This window comes from Chryseotalea sanaruensis, from assembly GCF_003990915.1.
Taxonomy (GTDB): domain Bacteria; phylum Bacteroidota; class Bacteroidia; order Cytophagales; family Cyclobacteriaceae; genus Chryseotalea; species Chryseotalea sanaruensis.
The window spans coordinates 313,196-336,511 of record NZ_BHXQ01000004.1 but is presented as its reverse complement, the minus strand read 5'-3'; the positions used below and the strand labels follow the sequence as shown (position 1 = coordinate 336,511).

Below are 23,316 nucleotides of genomic sequence, written 5' to 3'. Positions count from 1 at the left end.
AAGGTAAAATAAACTTACTCAATTATTATTGAACTCCCGCTGCCTTAACAACTTGCACTTCCATACCTTTCTTTCTTGCATAAATACCATTATCGTACATCGCTTCACAATTCACAGCTGGTAAGTAATAAGTTCCTGTGTAAGAGGCAGTGAGTAATACTTTAAAGGTTTTTCGTTCACCTCTGTATAAATTGAAGTAAGTGTAAACCCTGTCGTCACGAATGTCCTGATAAGTGAAAGCACTTGATTTAACAGTTTGTTGCGCCTCCTGCAATCTTAAATTATTTATCTCCCAGCCTGAAGGGAATACTTGTGCTAAGGCAAGATTTTCATAATTATTTTTAATTCCGTTATGAAACACACTCACTTCTGCAATAAACTCAGTGCCTTGCTCTAAGGTCGCAGGGTCAATATCAGCTCCTTCCGCTGTGGTATAGCGTACACTCAAGGAAAGGTTCTGTTGTTCATCTACTTCATTACCACGCGCTGGTGTACCTGTGCTAATAATGCGGGAAAACAGCATAGCACCACTTTCATTTTCAACGTGCACACTTTGTTTAGTGGTTCCGCTTATTGGAATTATAATTTGTTCCATTGGCAATTCAGAACTGGCTGTTACTTCTTTACCATTTATTTTATAAGTAAACTTCAGTGTTCCGCGTTTCTCCATACCAACAAAAGAGCCAATTGCCTTTAATGCAAATGCTACTTCTTGCGTACTCAACCAATACCCTTCATTACTCAACACTTTAGAAAGCTCTTTTAACATTTCAAAAGCTTTTGGTTTATCTCCTAATGCCACCATGGTTTCCATAATTAAAGCTTTATCTCGCACTTCAGAACCATAGCTATAGCTCAACTCACGGTAAGGCTTAACTACATAAGAAAGATTCTCAGCAATCTTTTTAGCAGCTTCTGGTTGTCCCGCTTTTGCGTAGGCCGCTGCTAACATCCATGAGGCTGTTTGTGGCAAGTCACCATATTCACGCAGACGGTTCATAGCACCTAATTCAGGTGAGCCAGCCAACGCCAAGGTATACAAACGATAAGCCTGCATTAATTCCGAATTATAATATCCGGTATTTCTTCTCCACTCTTGTGCTTTATTTTTTTGAAAATTTTTCCAACGCTTCATCATATCGGATGAAACAAAATAGCCTTTTGCCTCTGCTTCTATCAGGAAATGACCAGCATATGTAGTGCCCCAAGGGTCAGAGTTTTCTGCTGAGCCCGGCCAATAGCCAAAGCCTCCATCAGATTGTGTGAATGATTTCAACCTGTTTATACCAACTGTTACATTACGTTGTATCGTATTTTTTTCATTCTCACTTAATGTTTTCACATTGTCAAGGAATAACTGCGGAAACACTGATGAGGTTGTTTGCTCAATACAACCATGTGGGTACTGAATTAAATAACGCAAACGAGAACCAAGGTTAATAGGAGGCATGTTCGATACTTCCAGAATGGCTGTGTTTGTGCCACTTAATCCAAAAGGCGCAACTTCTGCTGACCAGCTCTTTCCGGCTTCCAATATAGCATCCGTTGTGCGGGTAATAGGTGAATTAGAGTTGCGTACATCGATCTCAATTTTATCAACAGCTTTAAAGCTACCGCTCGTGGCTATAACTTCAACCGTGCCAATACCAACTGCCGCCTTAACATCCAGATCAAATTCCACTGTCATATCACCAGCACTGCTCATCACAATATTTTGTGTAGCGCTTCCAGCAATAGCTAAGGGTCCGCCTGTTTTTACTTCTACCTTAACGTTCTTAATTGACTTCTCTTGTGTAAATAATGTAATGGGCAATTTCAATTTTTCTTGTGGACCAAGTACGCGTGGCATTGTTGCCAAAACCATTAATGGCTTACGTACTGGTACAGCTTTTTCCGCATTGCCATACGCACCTTCATAAGCAGCCACTACCATGGTTTTAACTGAGCCTATGTATTGTGGCATTATAAAAGTATGCTCATCTTCATCACCTGCACCTAAAGTGAATGGCCCCAGGTATTTAACTACAGGCTTAAATCTATTGGCGCGTGCATCATCATCTTTTGCACTACCCTCCTCATCACCACCAACAGCAATGAGCCGTTCAAGGTGTGAACCGTAGGATCCTATTACATAATCATACAAGTCCCAGGTGCGTACACCTAAGGATTCTCTGGCATAAAAGCGATTCCATGGATCAGGGGTTTTGAATCTTGTAATATCAAGTAATCCCTCATCAACCATAGCAATAGTGTATGACATCCTTCGCTTTTCTTTTTCAGAAATTTTAATGGTTACTTTTTCTCCAGGCTCTAACACTTCCGGCATTTCAATAACCGGTGTTAAATGTGTTTGCGGATCTTCAACTCTTACGGGCACTACACCATATAAGCGTATAGGTAAATCGTTGGTGGTTTGAGCATGTGGTTGTAAGAGAGAAACATGCACATATACATTCGGTGCCATTTCGGGTTTAACATCAAAAGTGAATTTGGTTTCGCCTGCTTGCGTTTCTACCCAATATGTTTGAAGAACTTTACTTCCATTCTCAATACTTACTAATGCTCTTCCGTTAGCGCTTCCTGGAATTGTGAGTGTAGCTTTTTCTCCAGTATTATAGTTTCCTTTATCTGTTGTGAATGACAGTATGGTAGCTCCACCACTGCCGCCAGTATTTCGTGCACGACTTCCCCAACCTGGTTCATCTACATAAACAATTTTACCGGTGCAATGCCCTGAAACCGGGTCGCAGGCTCTGACAAAATAACGTCCCCAATCCGGAGATTTGATTTCAAAATCCCAAGTACTCTTGCCATTAACTGTATTAATCACTTCTCGCTTTATCAATTTTGAGTAAGAACCCTCAACATAGTTTGCCAGATACTCTGAAGAATTATCCCACCACCAGCGCCAGTCTAATTTGTAAACTGTCATCTCAACTCCATTTCGAGAAACGCCTACGCCATCTTCATTTACTGTCACCACCTCAATCGCATGCTTTTTATCCAAATACAAAATACCAGTATACTTCTCGCCCTCGGGCACCTTCATACCCACATACGATTCATATGGAGAGAAAGGAATACTGAATCTATCTATACTGAAGTTACCACTTTCTTCAAAAACTTTACCCCTGAAGATGGCATTGAGGAAACCAGGTACCTGATCTGAAGTAGACAATGTTCCGTTAAAGCTTGCTTTACCTTCTCCATCTGTTGAACCTTCGAACAAAGTTTGTGTCTCACTAGAGAATGTCCGCGAGGGATCTTCAAATACAAAATCTTTGTATTTGGCAAAAGTAGTTGGCGCCTTCACCAACAAAACTTCAAAAATCGATTTCAGATTACGGCCTGGTGCACCATGTAACCACTTTACTTCCAGATCAGCTGTTACGTCAGGAGACGTAATACGTTCTACACCTAAATCCAAATTAATTTTAAGTCGGTTAGGTTTTACTGTTTCAATTTTTACTTGTTGTGCAAATTCTGAGCCACCAACTTTTACTTTTGCCTGCCAATTTCCAGTAGGTGCATCTACAGCAGTGGATGTGGCAAATTTATAGAAACCATTTTCTGCTGTTGACCGAACCAAGCGATTAACTACTTGCCCTTGAGGGTTACTTAGCTCTAACACGACTGGGTGTGTTGGTGGCAACAGCTTATTTTTATCTTCCAGAAGGAATGTAAGGTAAAGTGAATCCCCTGGCCTCCATACACCACGCTCCCCGTATAAGAATCCTTTTAACCCATTCTGTACTACCTCACCAGAAATGTCGAAGCTGCTTAAAGATAGAGACTCACCATTTGCAATACGAAGATATCCTCGCTGTGTTCCATTTTTAGCTACCACTACAAATGGGTTTGCTTTAAACGATACTTTACCGTCTTTATCCGTATTAGCTTTACCAATTACTTGTTGTTGGTAACTATACCATTCAACTTCAATACCAGAAAGCGGTTCGGCTGTTTTTAAATCAGTTACAAAAACAGTTGTTTCACCATCTGCACCTTGTTTGGCTGTTAAACCTAAGTCGGATGCCAGTAGATTTTTTCTAATAGAACGATCTGATCGGTAAAAAGTAGAATGACAAGGATTGTTTCTTTGCTCCCAATCGTATTCTTCATCATAGTAATCATAATATTCATCTTCATAGTATTCACCATCTTCATAATAACCACCGCCTTCGTAACTACTTTCTGTACTAAATTGATCTGTAGTTTCAGTCGTACCTTCCTGACCTTCGCAATTATAAACAGAATGGCTTCTATTAAAATTAAGTTTAACTTGATAAATAGCTCCAGGCTCAGTTTTAATGAGATCAGCTAGATTTAGTGTAAAGCGATTCCATTTTCCAAAATCGGTAACTCCCATATTATCAAGTTGAATAGTTTTCTTGAGTATGCGCGTACCAACTCTGTTTAGTTCATAATTGCCACTTATGTTATTTGACTGTAAAAACTGTAAGATGTTATTCTCAAATATTTTCAAAATGTCAACTTCAACAGCACGTAGGTTAACTGCTTCGAATGGAAGCACTAAACCATTTGTACTCGGAAGAATTGTGCCCTTACCTGTAAACCGAATTGCTGGCGTTAACTGCTCGAACACAACTTCAGCACTCGCAGCAGCTTTCATTCGATAGTCTAATATGTTACGAATACCCGCTTCAATAAATATTGTTTTTGTACCTGCTTGTCGAGCGGGCGGATATACCCACACTTCGTTATCATGTATATCAAAATCTAAATCAGAAAGATTACTAATGCGTATTAAACCATCTAAATTCTGTTTTTCTTTTAGTGGATCTGAGAACTGAAGTATAATATGTTGATTAGGCGATTGAACCACCTTCGCATTCATCAATTTAAAATCACTTAACGAGGGTACTTCAACTTCCTTTTCATCAACCTTGGCAACTCTTAATACTGTTCCGTTGGCCAATACTTTTACTTTACTGGATTGCTCACCCCTAACAACGTCTTCAATAACAAAACTGTGTAATTTTCCGTCAGCTGCATGCGACCATGTCACCGCGAGCTTCTTGCTTTCTTGTGTTGCTTCCAACAGTTTCTCTACCTCAGCAGCTTCAGCCAAATCGGCTGTATAAACTGTTCCTTCTATTTTTTGTCTTTTTAAATCTGTTTTAGCATAAGGTTTAAGGTTATCAATACTTAATTCATAGTTTTGACCGATTACCTGAAAATCGAAACTAAAAGTGCTTAGTGCCGGAGGAACGGAAGTTAGCTTCGACAAAAAGAAATCTGCTTTATAGACTTGTCCCGAATTCATTTTCTCACTCGGGGTAAACTCAATAGTTCTTGTGTCCACCCAAATGGTTTTTCCCTTTACAGTTGGATTAAAATCAAATAACTTGGCTGAAACCTCTTGCCCAATGTCTGAAGAGTCACCTAATGGCTTTGCCAGCAAAATAATAATACGGGCATTGGAAGATATAACCCCTGATGTATACGAAGATATGTGCTCTCCAAATGCCGGATCGATTTCAGTGCGTTCTAAGTTTTGTTTCTTATCTGACTTGAAGTAGAAAAAAGCAGCTACCACTAGTGTCAGCAGCACTATGGCCAGGCCGATCTTTTTAAAAATGGGGTTCATAGGAGTTGATTGAGGATTATTTCGAAAGATCAGTAAAATCCTTAAAAGGTTTACTAAAAAACCCTGGAATAACTATTCATTAAGCTAAAGCTACCATTCGTTGAGCCAAATGGCTTTCGAATCAATTATCAAAATTGATAATCTTCAATAATGCAGTTTTGGGCAAAAAATAACTATGCCTTACCTAAGCCCCCCATTTAAAAGACTAAGGATTAGTCTTTTAATGACATTTATTATTGTTTCACTATTCTCATCCTGCGCTGAAGACAAGGATCCGGCAGTACAGCTTCCTCCGATTATCTCAACATATGAACCTGAATCTGCCTTTGCAAATGAATCCATCATTATCAGAGGAGAAAACTTTGGGACATCTATCAATGATGTTGAAGTGTCATTCTTTGAAGATGAAATAGCTACAGTTACTGCGATTACAAACACATCTCTTACGGTAACCATTCCTGACAATGCCTACGTTGGCAATGTAAGTGTTAAAGTAAAAAATTTAGAAGCAGAAGGTGGGGAATTTACCGTATTAACAATATGCTCTGTTTACATAGGTGACAGATTCGCTCCTGTGCCATGCCCTCGCATAAAACCAAGTGGGTCAACATTATAAACTAAACATAAAAAATAACTATGAATGCCCTTAAATTTATCCTCATACTCTGCATCGTCTATTTTACATTCACCTCATGCGATGACGAAAAAGAAGCTCAACCACAACCCACCATTACTGCCTTAAGTATTACCGAAGGTGAAGTTGGTACAAATATTATCATTACCGGAACCAATTTTGGCACTGTAGCTTCAGACATAGAAGTTACCTTCAACAACACAGAAGCTTCTATCACTACTGCCACCACAACAACCATTACTACGACAGTACCAACAGGAGCAACATCAGGTATAGTGAAGGTGAAAGTGAAATCATTAGAAGCCAATGGACCAAGCTTTACAGTATTGGCTCCTATCACTGTAAGCGTTTCTGCCTTTACCAAAATGATGCAGGAAAACCCTGTTGGCATTGAAGGCCCCATTTCATTAGGCAACATCACTGCCACTACCAACCGAGGCACCCTTACCTATTCTCTGAGTTCACAAACACCAGAAGGTGCGATAACACTTAACACCAGTACCGGTCAGCTATTTGTGGCCAATGCAGCTGCTTTTGATTTTGAAGTGAATCCTAGTATAATAGGAGCGGTTACAGTGGCTAACGGAGAAGAGATCGCCACTGCGAACATAACCATTACTATCACCAACGTAGAAGAAGTGACCATTAATAACCTGGCGTTTTCAATAGCTGAAAATCCGGATGCGGAGAATTTAGGTATTGGAAGTGTTACGTGTTGCTGGATCGAAGGCTCACCATCCTTTGTGATCAATTCACAAAATCCAGAAGGTGCAGTAGCTATCAATGCTGGCAACGGTCAATTTACTGTGGCAAACATTGACGCTTTCGACTTCGAAACCAATCCTACAATTACAGGTACCTACAGCGTAATCAGCCAATCAGAAACAAAGACTGCTAATTTTACTATTTCATTAACAGATGTAGTAGAGATCATTGAAAACGTTATACCAACAACCTATAGCGTGTTTTCAGGTGCTGAATCAGTAGCTGACTGTACCGATGGAAGTGGAAGCAACATTCGATTTACAAATCCCCATTTTGGTTACACGTATGTGCCTGATGGTTATCCATGGTCTTTGTTTGTGTCTGATCTAACATGCGGTGTAAAAAGAATTGATGTGAATGCTGACGGCTCTCAAACTTCTACAACCGTATTTACAAATTCAGCTCCCCAGACTTGGGAATATACTGACATGGTATACTCCGCAGATGGCAGTTATTTATTAATGGTGTACCGTGGCAGTAACAATGGGAATGGGAATGTATTAAGTCATACCATCGTTAATGTTGACGGTAATGGAGGAACTCTTACCAACAATTTCTCCAACGTTACATTAATAAATCCGGAAGGCTTGGCACGCGATGCAGATGGAAAAATTTGGGTAACGGAACCACGAACAATTAAGAAATTCAATGTTGCCACTTTTGGTCTGGGCACTTTGCAAGCTACTTATGGCGATGCTAGTATTGCAGAAAGCATTGATGGAACGCTATCAGAAGCCAGATTTCTTCGGATACGTGATGTCCAAGCGGCCACTGACGGGATCATCTATGTTGCCGATCAAAACGCTGTTCGTAAAATTAACGAAGCAACAAACACAGTGTCCACTGTAGCCTCCGGCTTTGATAACCCACGCGCTATCGGTGTTTTGCCGAATGGAAACATTATTGTTGCTGACACAGGCAACGGTAAGGTACGGTTGATCGATGTAAGCACGGGAGAAAAATCGACCTTAATAGAAAATTTGGGGGATTACCCGCCCTCAGGCATAATGGTACAAACCAATGATGTGTTTTATTTTACCCGTGCTGGACTGTCAGCTGTCTACAAGGCAAACATTTCCTACGGTTGTGCACAATGCCGATAACAAAGAAACTAAACAGGCATACAAAACTTGGAGATTGTACGTTGAGTGGGGCTGCCTGTAATGGGCAGCCTTTTTTATACCTTTAAAGATCAATTGTAATTTAGTAATGCGAAGGCTTCAGTATTTGTTAGTTGTTCTGTATCCCCTCTTGAGTTTAGGCCAGGAAGTTCCTTCCTTCAATATTACTGAACAGGATGGTCTTCCCTCTAACACTATATACAACCTGTTTCAGGATAATAAAGGTTTTTTGTGGATTGCCACGGAAAATGGATTAGCTCGATATAATGGATTTCAATTTTATACTTATGACAACTCCAGTGTTCGGTCAAGAGCAGTGAGTGGGATTCTTGAAGATGATAAACAACGGCTTTGGCTTCATAACTTTTTTGGTGAAGTCCTTTATCTAGAAAACGATTCGCTCAAAAAACTTACCTCTTGGGAGACACACTATACCAGTGGTTTCCCTACCATTTCATCTTATAAAAATGATTTACTTATCACTGTTCCCTCCCATTTTTATCAATATTCGCCTGCTGACCAGAACTGGGAAATACTGAAAGTTGACTTATCTCAGAACACAAAATCTGTACATTATAACCATCACATTGTTACCAGCCAAAATGAAATAGTTGTCTGTTACACATCAGAAGAAACAACATATGTTAAAAATTTATCAACACAAGAAACAATTACTATTGATAAAAAAGATTATGTATTAAGCATAAATGTTATACGGCTTATCGAATACAGAAATAAAATACTCCTGTTCGATTATGCGTTTGGGAAATTGTTTGATCTTAAAAGCAATAAAGCGGATGATATTTCGGAGGCTTATAAATCACTTTTAGAAAATACAACGCAGGTGAGTTGCATTAATGATACGTTGCTCGCATTCATGGGTAATGATGGTATTAAATTAACAGGTCAACATGGCTACCAAAAACACCTGCTGCCTGGAAAACAAGTGAGCAGCGCTGTGTTTGATAAAGAAGGTGGACTATGGCTGGGAACATTAACAGAAGGGTTATTCTATTTATCTTCACTTTCGTCTGTTATCTATAAAAAGGAATTTTACAGAGATTTCAATAAGCTTGCTTTTGACCCAACCACCGGAAATATTTTTGCCGGAAACCTTAATGGGAATATAACGCAACTGAATGAACAAGGGGAAGTTATCCGACAACAAGCTTCTGATAACAAGAGTACCGTGCAAAGTTTATTTGTAGATACATTGGCTAAACGTTTACTTGTTTTCTCTGATAAACTATACATTTATCAACTACCAACTTTTAACCTACTGAAGACCATTAATATCACAGCCACCAAAAAAATATTACGTTTCAATAACAAATATCTTTTAGCAACATCAGGAGGACTGACCTCAATAAATGCTGAAACTTTTTTGCCTGAGGGTTATATTACAAATCTTAGAACCAGCACTATAGCTTATAATAAAGAAAATAATACTCTTTGGATAGGGTCGCAAAAAGGAATATCGACTTATGATTTATTAACCACTAAAGAAAACAGCTGGATCATTCCAGAAACAAATTATTCACCTGGAGCATCCGACATATTACTTTATAATGAAAGTGTTATCCTGGGCACTTATAACAATGGTGTTATCATCATTGATAAATCAAAAAAATATAAACAAATTTCAATCACCGAAGGGCTTCCTTCTTCCCATGTCACAGCGCTTGATCTGATTGGAAATAAACTCTGGATTGGTACCGATAACGGTATTGCCTTACTTGATTTAAAAACCTATAAACTACTATCCATTGATGCATCAAAAGGGTTAGCTTCTAAAGAAGTATACGATCTGGTGGCTCATAAAAACCGTCTTTACATAACCCATCCACAAGGCTTGCAGATATTGCCCACTGATATTGATCTTAATTTACAAAAACCTTTTTTGCTTGTTCAATCTGTTACATCTGATAATCAGAACCAAGTAAAACCCTTGAAAGGCATTATTTTAAAACCAGGATCACAACAGTTAACCTTTCATTTTGATGTTGCCAATAATCTGAGAAGCCACGGTGCTACGCGTATTTTGTATAGAATAAAAGAATTGGAGAACGATCGATGGAATGAAACAAGCTTGCGTTTTCCTATTGCCAACTACCTCTCATTGCCCTCTGGCAAATTTACTTTCGAAGCTTATGCACTTAATGAAGATGACGTACAATCTGAAAAATCCGTTTCAATTCCAATAGAAGTGCTTAGCCCCTTCTGGAGGCAAATGTGGTTTATTGTGGTTTCCTTTATTATCCTCACTTCAATAATCATTCTGTTTGTGTACTTAAGAATGCGGAGTGTTAACAGAAGAAACCGTGAAAAACTTGAACAACAAAACCAGGCACAGTCACTTCGTATTGCACAGCTCACCTCCATACGCGCTCAGATGAATCCTCATTTTATTTTTAATACTATGTCTCTTATACAAGGAAAGGTACTGAATGGATTAAAAGAAGAGGCCAACGATCAAATTCAATATTTTTCATCTCTTCTTCGCAAAGTTCTAGATTTTTCAGGCAAGGAAACGATATTACTCAACGATGAAATTGAAGTATTGCAGAAATATTTATTAATTGAAAAAAGTCGGTTTGACGGAGAATTAGATTACAGCATAACTATAAATGATACTGCTAAACAAGAAATGATACGCATACCCTCTTTATTAACACAACCCTTTGTTGAAAATGCGTTACGACATGGTCTCATGCACAAAGTCGGTGATAAAGTTTTAAAAATAGATTTTTCTTTGCGAGACGATACCCTAATCATCACTATTAAAGATAATGGCATAGGCAGAAAAGCTTCAGGAGAATTTAATAAAGCGCGCAGAAAGGAGCATCAGTCTTTTGCTGTAGAAGCCAATCAAAAGCGTATTGATTTACTTAATGCATCAAGACAACACCATATTAGTTTAGAAATACTAGATCATTATAACGAACACAACATAGCCTCTGGTACTTCTGTAATTATACAAGTACCTTTAGATCTTGAAGTAAATGGATAAGCAAAATAGTATAAAAATATTATTAGTCGATGATGAAAAGCCAGTGCGTTCTGCCTTACGTGAATTGCTCACTAGAAATTTCCCATCAATTATAGTAGTTGGTGAAGCTGGGAGTGTACCTGAGGCTGTGCGTGAAATTCATCAGCACAATCCTGATCTTATATTTTTAGATATTGAAATGCCTGGTTATTCCGGTCTGCAGTTGCTTGAATTTTTTAATCCACAACAAGTCACTTTTGATATTATTTTTGTTACTGCCTTCAACGAATATGCCATTCAGGCTTTTAAAATATCTGCTTTTGATTACTTACTTAAGCCAGTAAATACCGAAGAATTAAAGAAGACACTGGAACGTTATGAAGTGATGCAGCATAAACAAAAACTTATTGAAAGAATAGGACTTTTGAAAGAATCCTTTGTAAACGAAAAAGCCCCAACGCAAATTGCCATAAGCTCATTACAAGGAATGGACTTTATTCAGCTTAGCAATATTATTACTTTGGAAGCATCTGGAAATTATACAACAATAATATTGGCCAAAGGTGATAACATAGTTTCCAGTAAACCATTAGGTGAGTTTGAAGAACTGCTCAAAAATAATATCGATTTTTTTCGAGCGCACAGATCTCACATCATTAATCTAAATCATGTAAGAAAGCTATCCAGTAAAGAGGGTGATGTAATAATACTTATCAGAGAAATTGAAGTTCCTTTATCGCGTTACCGAAAAAAAGAATTTGAGTCAGCCATTGCTAACTACAAAATCTAAGACGCGCAGGCTGTAACAGCATTTACAATTTCCAAATCTGTTTTCTGTATAGCACCAAAGCCCCCATAAATATTTGTAAGCTCTCCTGTAAAGCCTTGTCTGCGCATAATCGAAATGGCTATCATTGATCTATAGCCACCTGCGCAATGCACCAGGTAGGGGCTTTGTTTTTCTAATCTTTCTAGTACATTTGGAAAATTACCTAGCGGAATAAAATCCGCTCCATTAACATGGCTAGCTTCCCATTCTCCAGGTCTACGCACATCAAGCACTGCTTTTCCTGCTCTCATCTCAATAGCCATATCTTCGGCCGCGATGGATCGAACAGTGTCTAATTTACCATCCCAGGTTTTAACACCACCTGCCAAATAACCAAGCACATTTTCATATCCAACACGGGCAAGTCGAAGTACAGCTTCCTCCTCTTTTCCATCTTCAGCAATTAAAACTAAAGGTTGTTTTATGTCTATCAATGTACCAACCCACACTGCATATTGTCCACTCAAGCCAATGCTTAATGAAGACGGAATATAGCCGGTTTCAAAATCGTCTGGTTTGCGTGTATCTAAAATTAAAGCCCCTGCTACTACAGCTTCTTTAAATGCTGTAAGATTCAAAGGCTTACTGTTTTGTTTCATTACACTGTCAATGGAAGTGTAGCCCTCACGGTTAATGCGAGCATCTTCAAAGAAATAAGAAGGTGGTGGCAAAATACCGTCAGTAACTTTCTCTATAAATTCTTCACGTGTTTGTTCCTGTAAAGCATAGTTCAATTTCTTTTGCTCACCAATGGTCGAGAAAGTTTCTTTACCAATATTTTTTCCACATGCTGAACCAGCACCATGTGCAGGATAAACTATTACGGAATCAGGCAAAGTTTTAATTTTTTTATTGAGTGAATCATAAAGCATACTTGCCAATGCTTCGCGCGTCATCACACCATCTAGTAAATCAGGTCTGCCAACATCACCTACAAACAAAGTGTCACCTGTAAATACCGCATGTTCTTTTCCGTTCTCGTCCAGCAATAAAAAACAAGAAGACTCGGGTGTATGCCCTGGAGTATGAAGCACACGAAATGCAATTTTACCCAATTTGAACTCTTGTCCGTCTATGGCGTTAATAACTTCGTAAGCCGTATTGGCTTGGGGCCCATATACTATAGAAGCACCTACTTTCTTTGCCAAATCGATATGTCCGGAAACGAAATCCGCATGAAAATGTGTTTCAAAAACATACTTGATTTTGGAATTACGCTGTTTAGCCAATGCGATGTATGGTTCTGTTTCCCGAAGCGGATCGATAATAACAGCTTCGCCTTCAGATTCAATATAATAAGCAGCCTCGGCCAGGCAGGTGGTATATAATTGTTCTATGTACATCGTTATAGTCTTAAGGTTATACGCTTAAACCGGTTAAAGTTCTTAAAAATTCTTTAAATCACAGAAGCTTAGTATTTTGCCAGACATGATTCGCCTCATTTTTTTGTTTATCTCCCTCTTAGGGTTCATTCAATCGGTTGCACAAGAAGCACGACTTTACCAGGAAAACCAAAAATGGGGCCTATTAAGCCCTGAAAAAGAACCGATCACCAAAGCCATTTACGATCAGATCATACCTGGCATACCGTATTCCATTGTAAAAAAATATGATCCCACTACGGCACGCTATGCGGCTGGTTGTATTAATGCCGCTGGCGAGTTCGTAATACCCATGAATTATACTGATTTACGCTTAGAGGGTATGCGTTTAATCGCTTGCCAGAAAAATGGTGGTGGTTTTGTTTATGGTGTCATTTCATTAAATAACGAGCTAGTTATTCCAATCGTTTACAAAAGCATTCAATCGTTAGGAACCCTTCGTTTCGCAGCGGAAAATGCTTCTGGTAAGTTCGCACTATTTACAGAAAATGGAAAGGCGCTTACCAATTTTGACATTGATAAGATCGCTGATTTTCAGCGTGGTGTGAGCATTTTTGAACAACAAGGTTTATTAGGACTTTTAAATAGAAATGGTGAAGTAATTGCTGAGGCAAAATACAATAGTTTTGAAGTAAATGAGCGTGGTGAAATATTGGGACTGCTACCCAACGAGTGGGAATGGGTAGATGCCACGGATGGCAAAATCAAACAAACTTTGCCTGCAGACAAAGTAATACCACTGGACAACGAATCACTATTAATTAAAAACAGAAAAGGAACAGCTTTATTCAGCAAGGATTTAAAGCAACTGACTGATTTTTATAAAAACCTTCATCAAAGTGACTTGCACGAATTTTTCATAGCTCGAAATTCCAAAGCAGGATTAATCAATGAAAACGGAAAAATAATATTACCCTTAACTTTTGATTCTGTTATAGTTGATAAACGTTTTGTATTTGCCAGTAACCAAAACAATTGGCAAATCTATTCGCTGGAAGGTAAACGCTTAAGCGAACGTAGTTATCAGCAAATTGATAACCGCAATGAGTTAGTACATGTTAAAAGAAAATCGTTTTGGGGAGCTCTGAAAGAGAATGGGAAAGAGTTGATCGCCTGCGTGTATGATTCTATTCTCGATAGTAATGCAACGCATTTATCAATCAAGTTCAAAGGTGGTTACGGAATCATTGATTCGCAGGAGCAATGGCTTGTCAGTCCACAAAATTTTCCGTTGATGTTAGTGAATCAAGAAAGATACATTGTAAAGGATGGTGCATTGCTTACTTTAAAAGATTTCAATCACCTTGTATATTATTTTACCAATAATCCAATAACCATTACCCATGAAGGCTTGCTTGAGAAAACTTCTATAGGAGAGTTATGGCAAGTTACATTTACAGGTATTGTCACCAAACTGCAACAAGTAGGAACAAACCAGGTTAGCGAGGTGGAAGAAGAACACGAGGGTTATCGTGCAATACGTAAAGATGGTAAATGGGGCTTCGTAGATGCGCTGGGTAGGCTGCGTATACCCAATCGTTATGATAAAGTACAATACTTTGCAGAGGGCCTGGCACCATTTTCGTTACGCTCAAAATGGGGTTTTTTAAATAAAGAAGATGAGATTATTATTCACCCAACCTATGAAGATGCAAAACCTTTTGTAAATGGATTTAGTGTGGTGATGCTCAAGAAAAAATATGGATTAATCAATAAAAACAATGAGTTGGTATTACCATGTCGCTATGACGCTGTACATCAACTTGAAAGTGGCTCTTTTGAATTAGTAAATAATGGTTTAGTCGGGTTAGCTGATAAAACAGCCAATATTATTTATGACCCTAAATACACATCGCAGCAGTTTTTTAACAATAGAATAATAGTTCAACGTCAGGGCAAGTTTGGTGTTTTAGATTTAAATGGTGCTGATATTATTCCTACCATGCATGATGCTATTACCATTAATCAGAAAAATCAATACTTAATACTTAAACTTGGAAAGAAGGAGTTAATAGAAGTTTTCTAATGTCAAAAAAAATGGCTTCCGAAAGAGGAAGCCATTTAATAATAATTTCTAAGGTAGGTATTACAGCTTATAAGTGATTCCGAATAAACCACCTGTACCGGTACCACCACCAAATTCAAGATTCAAACCAAATCGGTCAGAAAAGAAATAACGCGCTCCGATTTGGCCATCAAGACCAACACCTGAAGCCTGACCTCCAAAGTCTGCAGATGACCAGATATAATATCCAATTGTTAATCCAGCATATAAATCCCATTCACTTGGCAACTCAATAAGTTTATTAAAGTGATAATTACCATTAAATGAAATCACCATTAAGCTTTGGCTATATCTGCTACCTCCAAAATTGTATCCATAATTTCTATAAGAAAAACGAGGACCAACTGTAAAACTCTCTCCAACACCAAAGTCTACCCCAAGATAAACTGGTGTTCCGTAGTTTGAAAATCCAAAGCCTGCGTTTAACTGTTTTCCGCCTTTAGCTAAAGAACCTTGCGCGTATGATGCAATACTTGCCAATAAAAATGCTGCAAAAAAAATGCCCTTCTTCATATTAATAAATGTTTTAGAGGTGCAAATTATCAAATTATCAGCAAAATAAATAATATCCCTTAAGCTTTGCCAGGTGAACCAGCGAAACTCATCGATAGAATTGAGGATTACTGTACTCAAGTAACATTCTTGAAATACAATCATAACTAACAATTACAAACACTAAGTTATAGCAATCAGGATTATGAAAATCCCTTAAGTTTCTCTATCTTGATTACAGTTTAACCAAACCATTAATTCATGAAAAAACGATTTGCACTCCCCGTATTATTGTCGCTATTTCTAATTCCGACATTAATGTCTGCACAGGAAAACACATTTAAAATAAACATCCTAAGCCCGATTTTTAAAACACTCAACTTACAATACGAACACAAGATTAAAGAAAACTCAAGTGTACAACTTGGTTTCTTTTACACTGGCTATTCAGTTGGTGAGACCAGTTTCTCTGGCTTTGGAATTACGCCCGAATACAGATTCTATTTGTCTTCAACAGAAGCTCCACAGGGTGTTTATGTAGCGCCATTTTTACGCTATCAGAGCTTCAATTTATCTGAAGAGTCAACTGATTCAGAAGCCACTTTTACAACAATTGGTGGTGGGGCTATTATCGGTAAGCAATGGATTTTCAAAGAAAAGGTAGTGCTTGATCTTTTTATTGGCCCTGCTTACAATTCAGGATCAGTGGATGTTAAATCTGGAACAGATAGTTTTGATGTTGGTACATTTGACGGATTTGGACTACGTACTGGTTTCTGCTTAGGCATTGCTTTTTAATAGCCTAGAAACTTAATCTAATTATGCTGTTAATTTTTTTATAGAAGTTAATAGTTGTTTAAAAAGAGGAGATACTAAATGTCTCCTCTTTTTTGTGTCTATCGGTCATTAATTCAAAATACCTACAGCATAGTGTTAAAAACACTCCCTTGATTTAAAAAAATACCCTTTAGATATTCCCTTAAAATGTCGTTTCATAATCAGCACCCTTAGGTTTTAATCTGCCTATAATGATTCTAATGATATCTATTAATAACCATATTAAAAGTGCTATACCTGGAACAATAAGGAAACTTGTCACGGCCAACACAAAAAACACAATGCCAGATCCAATTTTTCCAAGATAAAAACGGTGAATGCCTAAGGCTCCAAAGAATAGTGCGAATAATAATACTACGAGTTGATTTCTGACAAAACCCTTCGTAGCATTTACACCATCGGCCTTTTTTATGGCTTTAAACGATGCGGTAGCTTTTTTAAGTTCAGCTTTCGCCTGCTTGCGGTCGGCCTTAGTATTAAATGAAGCAGACTTAGAGGTAATGTTCTGTTTAGCCTTTGTGTATGCATGTTTTGTATCCAAATTGGCTACAACTGCTTTCATTTTTTCAGCATCATTACTTGCGTATGCGACTGGCGCATCATGAATAGGCGAAGTAGTTATTTCATCTTCATTTGTTGATCTAAATTCTTCAACTGTTTTGTTTTCAATTGTAACGGCACCAGCTTGATAATTGTGCTTGCCGAAATGATAACTATACTTTGGAGTAGCGCACGCACCTAACAGTACTGTGCTAAGTACAACGAGTGTCTTTTTGTTAACATAAGTTCTGGTTTTAGTGAACCCGAAAATAGATGCCTCGCGCGTGCATCAATGTTCTGTCACAACCATTGTATATCAACTCCTGATCATGGATAAACTTTTTAACAAAAAAAGGGAGCCGTCACCGCCTCCCTTTTTTTATAAAATCTAATAAACCACTCAGGCACTTACGCCATCGGCTAATAAAATAACTTTATTGTTTACTACCTCTACAACACCACCAGTAATTATCACTTGTTGAGCGGCTCCTTTTACTTTGTATTCCACTACGCCTTCTTTCAATAATGAGATAAGAGGTGCGTGGCTGTTTAATATCTGAAAAGAACCATCAGCGCCAGGAAACGTTGCTGAATCTGCATCTCCTTCAAATACTTTCTTCTCGGGTGTTACTATCTCTAAGAACATAATTCAAAATTTCAAATTCAAAATTTCAGATTTCAAATCTCAGACCCACAATCTTGAATCTGAAATTTGAAATTTCAAATTATTAGCCTTTTGCTTCCGCGATCATCTTCTCGCCTTTCGCTGCAGCATCTTCAATGGTACCTACAAGGTTGAAGGCCATTTCAGGCAGGTGATCGTACTCACCATCCATAATTGCATTGAAACCTTTGATCGTATCTTTGATATCAACCAATACGCCTTTCAAACCAGTAAAGGCTTCTGCTACGTGGAAAGGTTGTGACAAGAAACGTTGTACACGTCTTGCACGGTGCACTATCTGCTTATCTTCATCGCTCAATTCATCCATACCAAGGATGGCGATAATATCTTGCAATTCTTTGTAACGCTGTAAAATGCTCTTCACACGTTGTGCGCAATCATAGTGTTCTGCTCCAACTATATCCTGACGAAGAATACGTGATGTTGAATCCAATGGATCTACCGCAGGGTAAATACCCAATTCAGAAATCTTACGGCTTAATACTGTAGTAGCATCCAAGTGAGCAAATGTTGTAGCAGGCGCAGGGTCAGTCAAGTCATCGGCAGGAACGTAAACGGCCTGTACCGAAGTGATTGAACCATTCTTAGTTGAAGTGATACGCTCTTGCATCAAACCCATTTCAGAAGCTAATGTAGGCTGGTAACCTACTGCTGATGGCATTCGGCCTAAAAGAGCCGATACTTCAGAACCTGCTTGTGTAAAACGGAAGATGTTATCTACGAAGAAAAGGATATCACGTCCTTTACCTGTTCCATCACCATCGCGGAAATACTCAGCAACAGTAAGACCAGACAAAGCCACACGCGCACGGGCTCCAGGAGGTTCGTTCATTTGTCCGAACACAAAGGTTGCCTTCGATTCTTCAAGACCTTTAATATCTACTTTTGATAAATCCCAACCACCTGCGTGGAGTGATTTCATAAATTCTTCACCATAATTAACGATACCTGCTTCAATCATTTCTCGAAGCAAGTCATTACCCTCACGTGTTCTTTCACCCACACCAGCAAATACTGAAAGACCAGAATATGCTTTTGCAATGTTGTTGATCAATTCCTGAATCAATACGGTTTTACCTACACCGGCACCACCGAACAATCCAATTTTACCACCCTTTGCATAAGGCTCGATCAAGTCGATAACCTTAATACCTGTAAACAATACTTCCGTAGATGTTGACAAATCTTCGTAAGCAGGTGCATGGCGGTGAATCGGTAATGTCTTGTCACCTTTAGGTTGCTGGATACCGTCAATGGCTTCACCCACTACGTTGAACAAGCGGCCTTTAATATCTTCTCCGATAGGCATTTGAATGGGCATACCGTGATCTTTCACTTTCATGCCGCGAACAAGACCTTCTGTACCTTCCATAGAGATGGCACGTACACGATCTTCGCCCAAGTGTTGCTGTGTTTCTAATACCACGCGAGTACCATCAGTTTTGGTTACTTCGAGTGAATCTAGAATGTTCGGAAGTTTGGAACCTGGTTCGTCAAAGGCTACGTCCACTACCGGACCGATAACCTGCGTAATCCTACCAAAGTTTGCCATCGGAGTTTATTGAGTTTTAGTACTAGTTAAGTTATTGATTTTCAATGATTTTAAGCCAAATGACCCATAAATCGTGCGCAAAAGTAGGCTTTCTTTGCTGCTTTGGCAAATACTTATTCAGTAATAGTTATCTACAATGCAATGTCATTTAATTAAGCCTTTTTATGATCTCACCTCCAATCCTCTCTTGGGGAGAGGACGAACATGGAAGCTTAACTAAATGACATTGATCTACTCAGTTGAGCTTATTTAAAATCCTGATTTTCAGTTGAAAACTTTAAGGAAAAACCCCGCTAAACGCCAACGTTTGGTAATGTAGGCCACGGCCGCCTTTCGACTAATGGCTGAAGCAATTTGTTTGGCAGCCTTTTCTGGGGAGGCCACCCAAAATTTACCCGCTGCCTTGGCCATTGGGGTGTCGACAAAACCTGTTCTCAAATCGGTAAAGCTGATAGGCACTTTTAACCGTTTCGCCTTTTGTCTTAACCCAATCAGGTAATTAATCTGATAGGCTTTTGAAGCATTATAAGCGGGTGCGTGCCTGCTGCCCATCATGCCTGCAACGGAGGTGATAGACGCAAAACTGCCTTTACCTTGCTTTTGGAAGTAATTGAATGACCAATCGGCTATCTGGGTAAAAGCGGTAACATTGGTGTCGATCATTTTCTTTTCAATACTGAAGTCCAGGTACTTATTAAATTCACCCACACCAGAACTGTAAACGATTATATCAACACCACCAAATTCTTTAACTAACTGATCCAACTGGCTATCGTTTTGCAATGCGTTTACATCGAAAGTACTTATGCTTACCTTATCAGGATATTGTTGCTGAATTTCTTGCAGCAATGGAAGCCGCCTGCCCGTAATACAAACTTGATTACCCTGTGCTGCATAAAGTAGTGCAAGTGATTTACCTATACCTGAAGATGCTCCGATGATTATAATTTTTTTCATTACGCTTTATTATCTGGTTGTGAATAACCCAGTGATGCGTTCAGTATAATTCTGAATGTAGTTCCTTGATTTTCCTCAGAAGACTTAACAAATATTTTACCCTTATGATAAATTTCGATGATACGTTTTGCTAATGTTAAGCCCAGTCCCCAGCCACGTTTTTTAGTAGTAAAGCCTGGATTAAACACCATCGCTATTTTTGAACGTGGTATGCCTTTGCCGGTATCGGAAATATCTATTAGCACTTTACCTTCGCTGCCCCTTAATATTTTAATGGCTATGTTACCCGATGAGCTCATGGCATCAACCGCATTTTTACAAAGATTCTCCAACACCCATTCAAACAAAGGTGCATGTACGTAAGCATTAATATTATCTGATAAGGTGTAAACATCAATGCGAACTTTTGATGATAAGCGCGGACGTAAATAATTAACCACATTATTTATCAGGGTTACGACATTTTCCTGCTTGAGTACTGGTACTGAACCAATACTTGAGAAGCGCTCGGTTACGATAGTTAGCTTGCGAATATCTTTCTCTAATTCTTCCGCAATATTTCTATTCTTCAAATCAGGATCTTCGCGCATTACCTCCACCCATGCCATTAAAGAAGAAAGTGGTGTACCCAATTGATGCGCAGTTTCTTTAGCCAGGCCCACCCATAACCTGTTTTGTTCTGCTTCCTTTGAGTAATTAAAGGCGAGGTAAGAGATGAAAGCAAAAATAGCAATGACTGAAAGTTGTATGTACGGATAGGCAATGAGTTGTGCCAGTAGGAAGGAGTTTTTATAATACACGTATTGAACCGCAAACTCCTCACCATTGTCTTTGAGCGAAATACGAATTGGTTCATAAGTGCCCTTCATCACCTCAATTTCATTAATGAGGTAACGCTCCTTCTGCACTGCCGGCCATTGATCTTTAAGTTTCAGATTTCTATAATCAATCACTTTTTCTCTTTCATCGGTAATGATGATGGGGATGGAATTATTCTGAAAAAGGATTTCCTGTGTTATAAAGTTGATGTTCTCGCTAGAGGCATCGTTCTGGTTTACAGTAAACTCCAGTGTTTTAGCATAAAGCTGAATTTGTTGCTTCTCTTGCTCCTTCAGCTGATTCACTAAAATATTAGTATAGTAGATAGAACCTATGCTGATAAAAACAGAAGCGGCCAGTACAAACCATTTCCAGCGTGCATTGCTGCTGTATAAATTCATTGTGGGAAGTAGTCTGGCCATGCTTTTGCGCTAGTATCTCAACTCTCCACGGGTAACGCGTGAATGGCAGCTTTCGTATCCGAAAAGCTTTGCCTCGGTTGGCGTGCTGAAAATAAGAAGACCCCGATGCTTTTCAAAACATCGGGGTCTTTACCTTGCTAGGCATTTGTATTCAATGTCGTTTAAATACAATTAGTTTCAAAAAGGCTGAAATTCCATAAAAGTAACAATCCGTCAGACCGCTCTATTGCAAAGCAAACAGCGGTCAGACGGATTTATGTAAAGATGCGGTTTAGCAGATTAATTCTTAATCATGAACCACTTAGCCAATACCTTGTAGTTTACTTTACTACCAGTCATTAAAATACCTACACGATAAATTCTACCTGCTACCCAAGTGGTAAAGATGAAACCAGCCACCAATAGCACCATAGAGAGTATTAATTCCCAAGTAGGTACGTCATAAGCTATACGCGCCACCATTACTACAGGAGAAGTTAATGGTATAATGGATAGCCAGAAACTTAATGAACCGTGTGGATTAATTGGAACCACTGTGAACACACTCATGTAACTAATCATTAAAGGCAACATTAATGGCATCTGAAACTGTTGCGATTCCTGAATACTATCCACCGCAGAACCTACAGCCGCGAACAAAGCGCCATACATTAGGTAGCCACCTAAGAAGTAGAACAAAAATACAAGGGCTATTTTAGTAAAAGGAATTTGGTCGATGCTGTTCAACACTTCGTTCATCTTGTCGCTTTGCACTTTCTGAATTTCTTCTTTTTGCTCCGGATCCACCTGACTCATTACCTGCTCCTGCATTTGCTCCTGGGGCATCTTTAACCCAAAGTAACTCAATACTGTGCTTGAAAGAACGGTGATCAATACTATCCAGATAGTGAACTGTACCAACCCGACAGAAGCAATACCAATAATTTTACCAAGCATCAACTGAATTGGTTTTACTGATGAGACTATTACCTCCACGATTTTGGAAGTCTTCTCATCTATAACTCCTTGCATGATTTGCATGCCATAAGACAATACAAACACGAACAAAACTATACCTAATAAGAACCCAAGAATTTTTAGAATCATTGAGTTACTACTCTTCTCTTCTCCAGTGTCCGATATATTAACTTGTTTAAAATCAATACTCGTTTTTAATCCTGCAAGTGTTTCTTTATCAATCTGGTATTGCTCCAGTTTAAGATCCCGGATACGGTCCTCTAAAATGCGTTCAAGCCCGGATATCTTCTCATCGCTTTGATTTTCTTTCATATAGATGGTAAAGCCATCTGGTTTGGAAAGATCAAAACTGGGAATATATAATAGCGCGAAATCTTTGGTTGCGCTGTAGGTTTTTTTTGCACTATCAATAACACCTTTCTCTTCAATAAAAATAAATCGTTTGGTGTTTGTGAAAGTGAACTTACCGCTTTCATCCAATACATGAACTACCTCAGGCTTGGCTGTTTCAACTTCTCTGATCATAAACCAGAACAAGCCCGCTATAATTGTTGGAAAAATCAGAGGTACTAAAATAGTAGCGATCAGGAAAGATTTTTTCTGTACGCGATTCAAAAATTCACGCTGTACAATTAACCATATTTTATTCATAAGATATT

Annotated in this window: 15 protein-coding genes; 6 read left to right on the top strand and 9 right to left on the bottom strand. The window is 38.7% G+C overall.

Going from position 1 to position 23,316, the window contains the following annotated elements; genetic code table 11:
- Positions 1-25: 25 nt before the first annotated feature.
- Complete coding sequence (locus SanaruYs_RS12210; protein ID WP_127122842.1) at positions 26-5,611, bottom strand: alpha-2-macroglobulin family protein; 5,586 nt, start codon at positions 5,609-5,611, stop codon at positions 26-28.
- A 223-nt stretch (positions 5,612-5,834) separates the two neighbouring features.
- On the opposite strand from SanaruYs_RS12210, the gene SanaruYs_RS12205 reads away from it, so the two are divergent.
- From SanaruYs_RS12205 to SanaruYs_RS12190, 4 genes are all read left to right on the top strand, one after another.
- The gene (locus tag SanaruYs_RS12205) at positions 5,835-6,227 is read left to right on the top strand and encodes an IPT/TIG domain-containing protein (protein WP_160118650.1); all 393 of its coding nucleotides are present in this window, start codon (positions 5,835-5,837) and stop codon (positions 6,225-6,227) included.
- A 20-nt stretch (positions 6,228-6,247) separates the two neighbouring features.
- On the top strand, positions 6,248-8,113 hold the full coding sequence (locus tag SanaruYs_RS12200) for an IPT/TIG domain-containing protein (RefSeq protein WP_127122840.1): 1,866 nt from the start codon (positions 6,248-6,250) through the stop codon (positions 8,111-8,113).
- Between the two features lie 106 nt (positions 8,114-8,219).
- Positions 8,220-11,141 carry a sensor histidine kinase gene (locus SanaruYs_RS12195; RefSeq protein WP_127122839.1) on the top strand — a complete coding sequence of 974 codons (2,922 nt, stop codon included), beginning with the start codon at positions 8,220-8,222 and terminating at the stop codon, positions 11,139-11,141.
- A complete protein-coding gene (locus SanaruYs_RS12190; RefSeq protein WP_127122838.1) occupies positions 11,134-11,910 on the top strand; it encodes a LytR/AlgR family response regulator transcription factor in 777 nt (258 codons plus the stop codon). The genes SanaruYs_RS12195 and SanaruYs_RS12190 overlap by 8 nt, the downstream gene beginning before the upstream one ends.
- On the opposite strand, the gene SanaruYs_RS12185 is transcribed toward SanaruYs_RS12190, so the two are convergent.
- Positions 11,907-13,292: an MBL fold metallo-hydrolase gene (locus SanaruYs_RS12185; protein WP_127122837.1), complete on the bottom strand. Its 1,386-nt coding sequence runs from the start codon at positions 13,290-13,292 to the stop codon at positions 11,907-11,909. The two genes, SanaruYs_RS12190 and SanaruYs_RS12185, sit on opposite strands and share 4 nt — an antisense overlap.
- 85 nt (positions 13,293-13,377) lie before the next feature.
- Here SanaruYs_RS12185 and SanaruYs_RS12180 point away from each other — a divergent pair, with 85 nt between their 5' ends.
- Positions 13,378-15,357 carry a WG repeat-containing protein gene (locus SanaruYs_RS12180; protein ID WP_127122836.1) on the top strand — a complete coding sequence of 660 codons (1,980 nt, stop codon included), beginning with the start codon at positions 13,378-13,380 and terminating at the stop codon, positions 15,355-15,357.
- Positions 15,358-15,417: 60 nt separating this feature from the next.
- Here the strand turns inward: SanaruYs_RS12180 and SanaruYs_RS12175 are convergent, their stop codons facing one another.
- Positions 15,418-15,909, bottom strand: coding sequence for a putative outer membrane beta-barrel protein (locus SanaruYs_RS12175; protein ID WP_127122835.1), 492 nt, complete (start codon positions 15,907-15,909; stop codon positions 15,418-15,420).
- Between the two features lie 240 nt (positions 15,910-16,149).
- Between SanaruYs_RS12175 and SanaruYs_RS12170 the strand changes: the two genes are divergently transcribed.
- Positions 16,150-16,686 carry a DUF3575 domain-containing protein gene (locus SanaruYs_RS12170; protein ID WP_127122834.1) on the top strand — a complete coding sequence of 179 codons (537 nt, stop codon included), beginning with the start codon at positions 16,150-16,152 and terminating at the stop codon, positions 16,684-16,686.
- A 181-nt stretch (positions 16,687-16,867) separates the two neighbouring features.
- Here the strand turns inward: SanaruYs_RS12170 and SanaruYs_RS12165 are convergent, their stop codons facing one another.
- The 6 genes from SanaruYs_RS12165 to SanaruYs_RS12140 form a co-directional block, all read right to left on the bottom strand.
- Positions 16,868-17,287: a TM2 domain-containing protein gene (locus SanaruYs_RS12165; RefSeq protein WP_127122833.1), complete on the bottom strand. Its 420-nt coding sequence runs from the start codon at positions 17,285-17,287 to the stop codon at positions 16,868-16,870.
- A gap of 378 nt (positions 17,288-17,665) precedes the next feature.
- On the bottom strand, positions 17,666-17,911 hold the full coding sequence (atpC, locus tag SanaruYs_RS12160) for an ATP synthase F1 subunit epsilon (RefSeq protein ID WP_127122832.1): 246 nt from the start codon (positions 17,909-17,911) through the stop codon (positions 17,666-17,668).
- Between the two features lie 82 nt (positions 17,912-17,993).
- Positions 17,994-19,502, bottom strand: a complete 1,509-nt coding sequence (gene atpD / locus SanaruYs_RS12155; RefSeq protein ID WP_127122831.1) for a F0F1 ATP synthase subunit beta — start codon at positions 19,500-19,502, stop codon at positions 17,994-17,996.
- A gap of 264 nt (positions 19,503-19,766) precedes the next feature.
- Positions 19,767-20,459 (bottom strand): SDR family NAD(P)-dependent oxidoreductase, encoded by a 693-nt coding sequence (locus SanaruYs_RS12150; RefSeq protein ID WP_127122830.1) that lies wholly within the window; start codon positions 20,457-20,459, stop codon positions 19,767-19,769.
- A complete protein-coding gene (locus SanaruYs_RS12145) occupies positions 20,459-21,700 on the bottom strand; it encodes a sensor histidine kinase (RefSeq protein WP_127122829.1) in 1,242 nt (413 codons plus the stop codon). The genes SanaruYs_RS12150 and SanaruYs_RS12145 overlap by 1 nt, the downstream gene beginning before the upstream one ends.
- Positions 21,701-21,979: 279 nt before the next feature.
- Entirely contained in the window at positions 21,980-23,308 is a 1,329-nt protein-coding gene (locus SanaruYs_RS12140; RefSeq protein WP_127122828.1) for an ABC transporter permease, read from the bottom strand.
- Positions 23,309-23,316 lie beyond the last annotated feature (8 nt).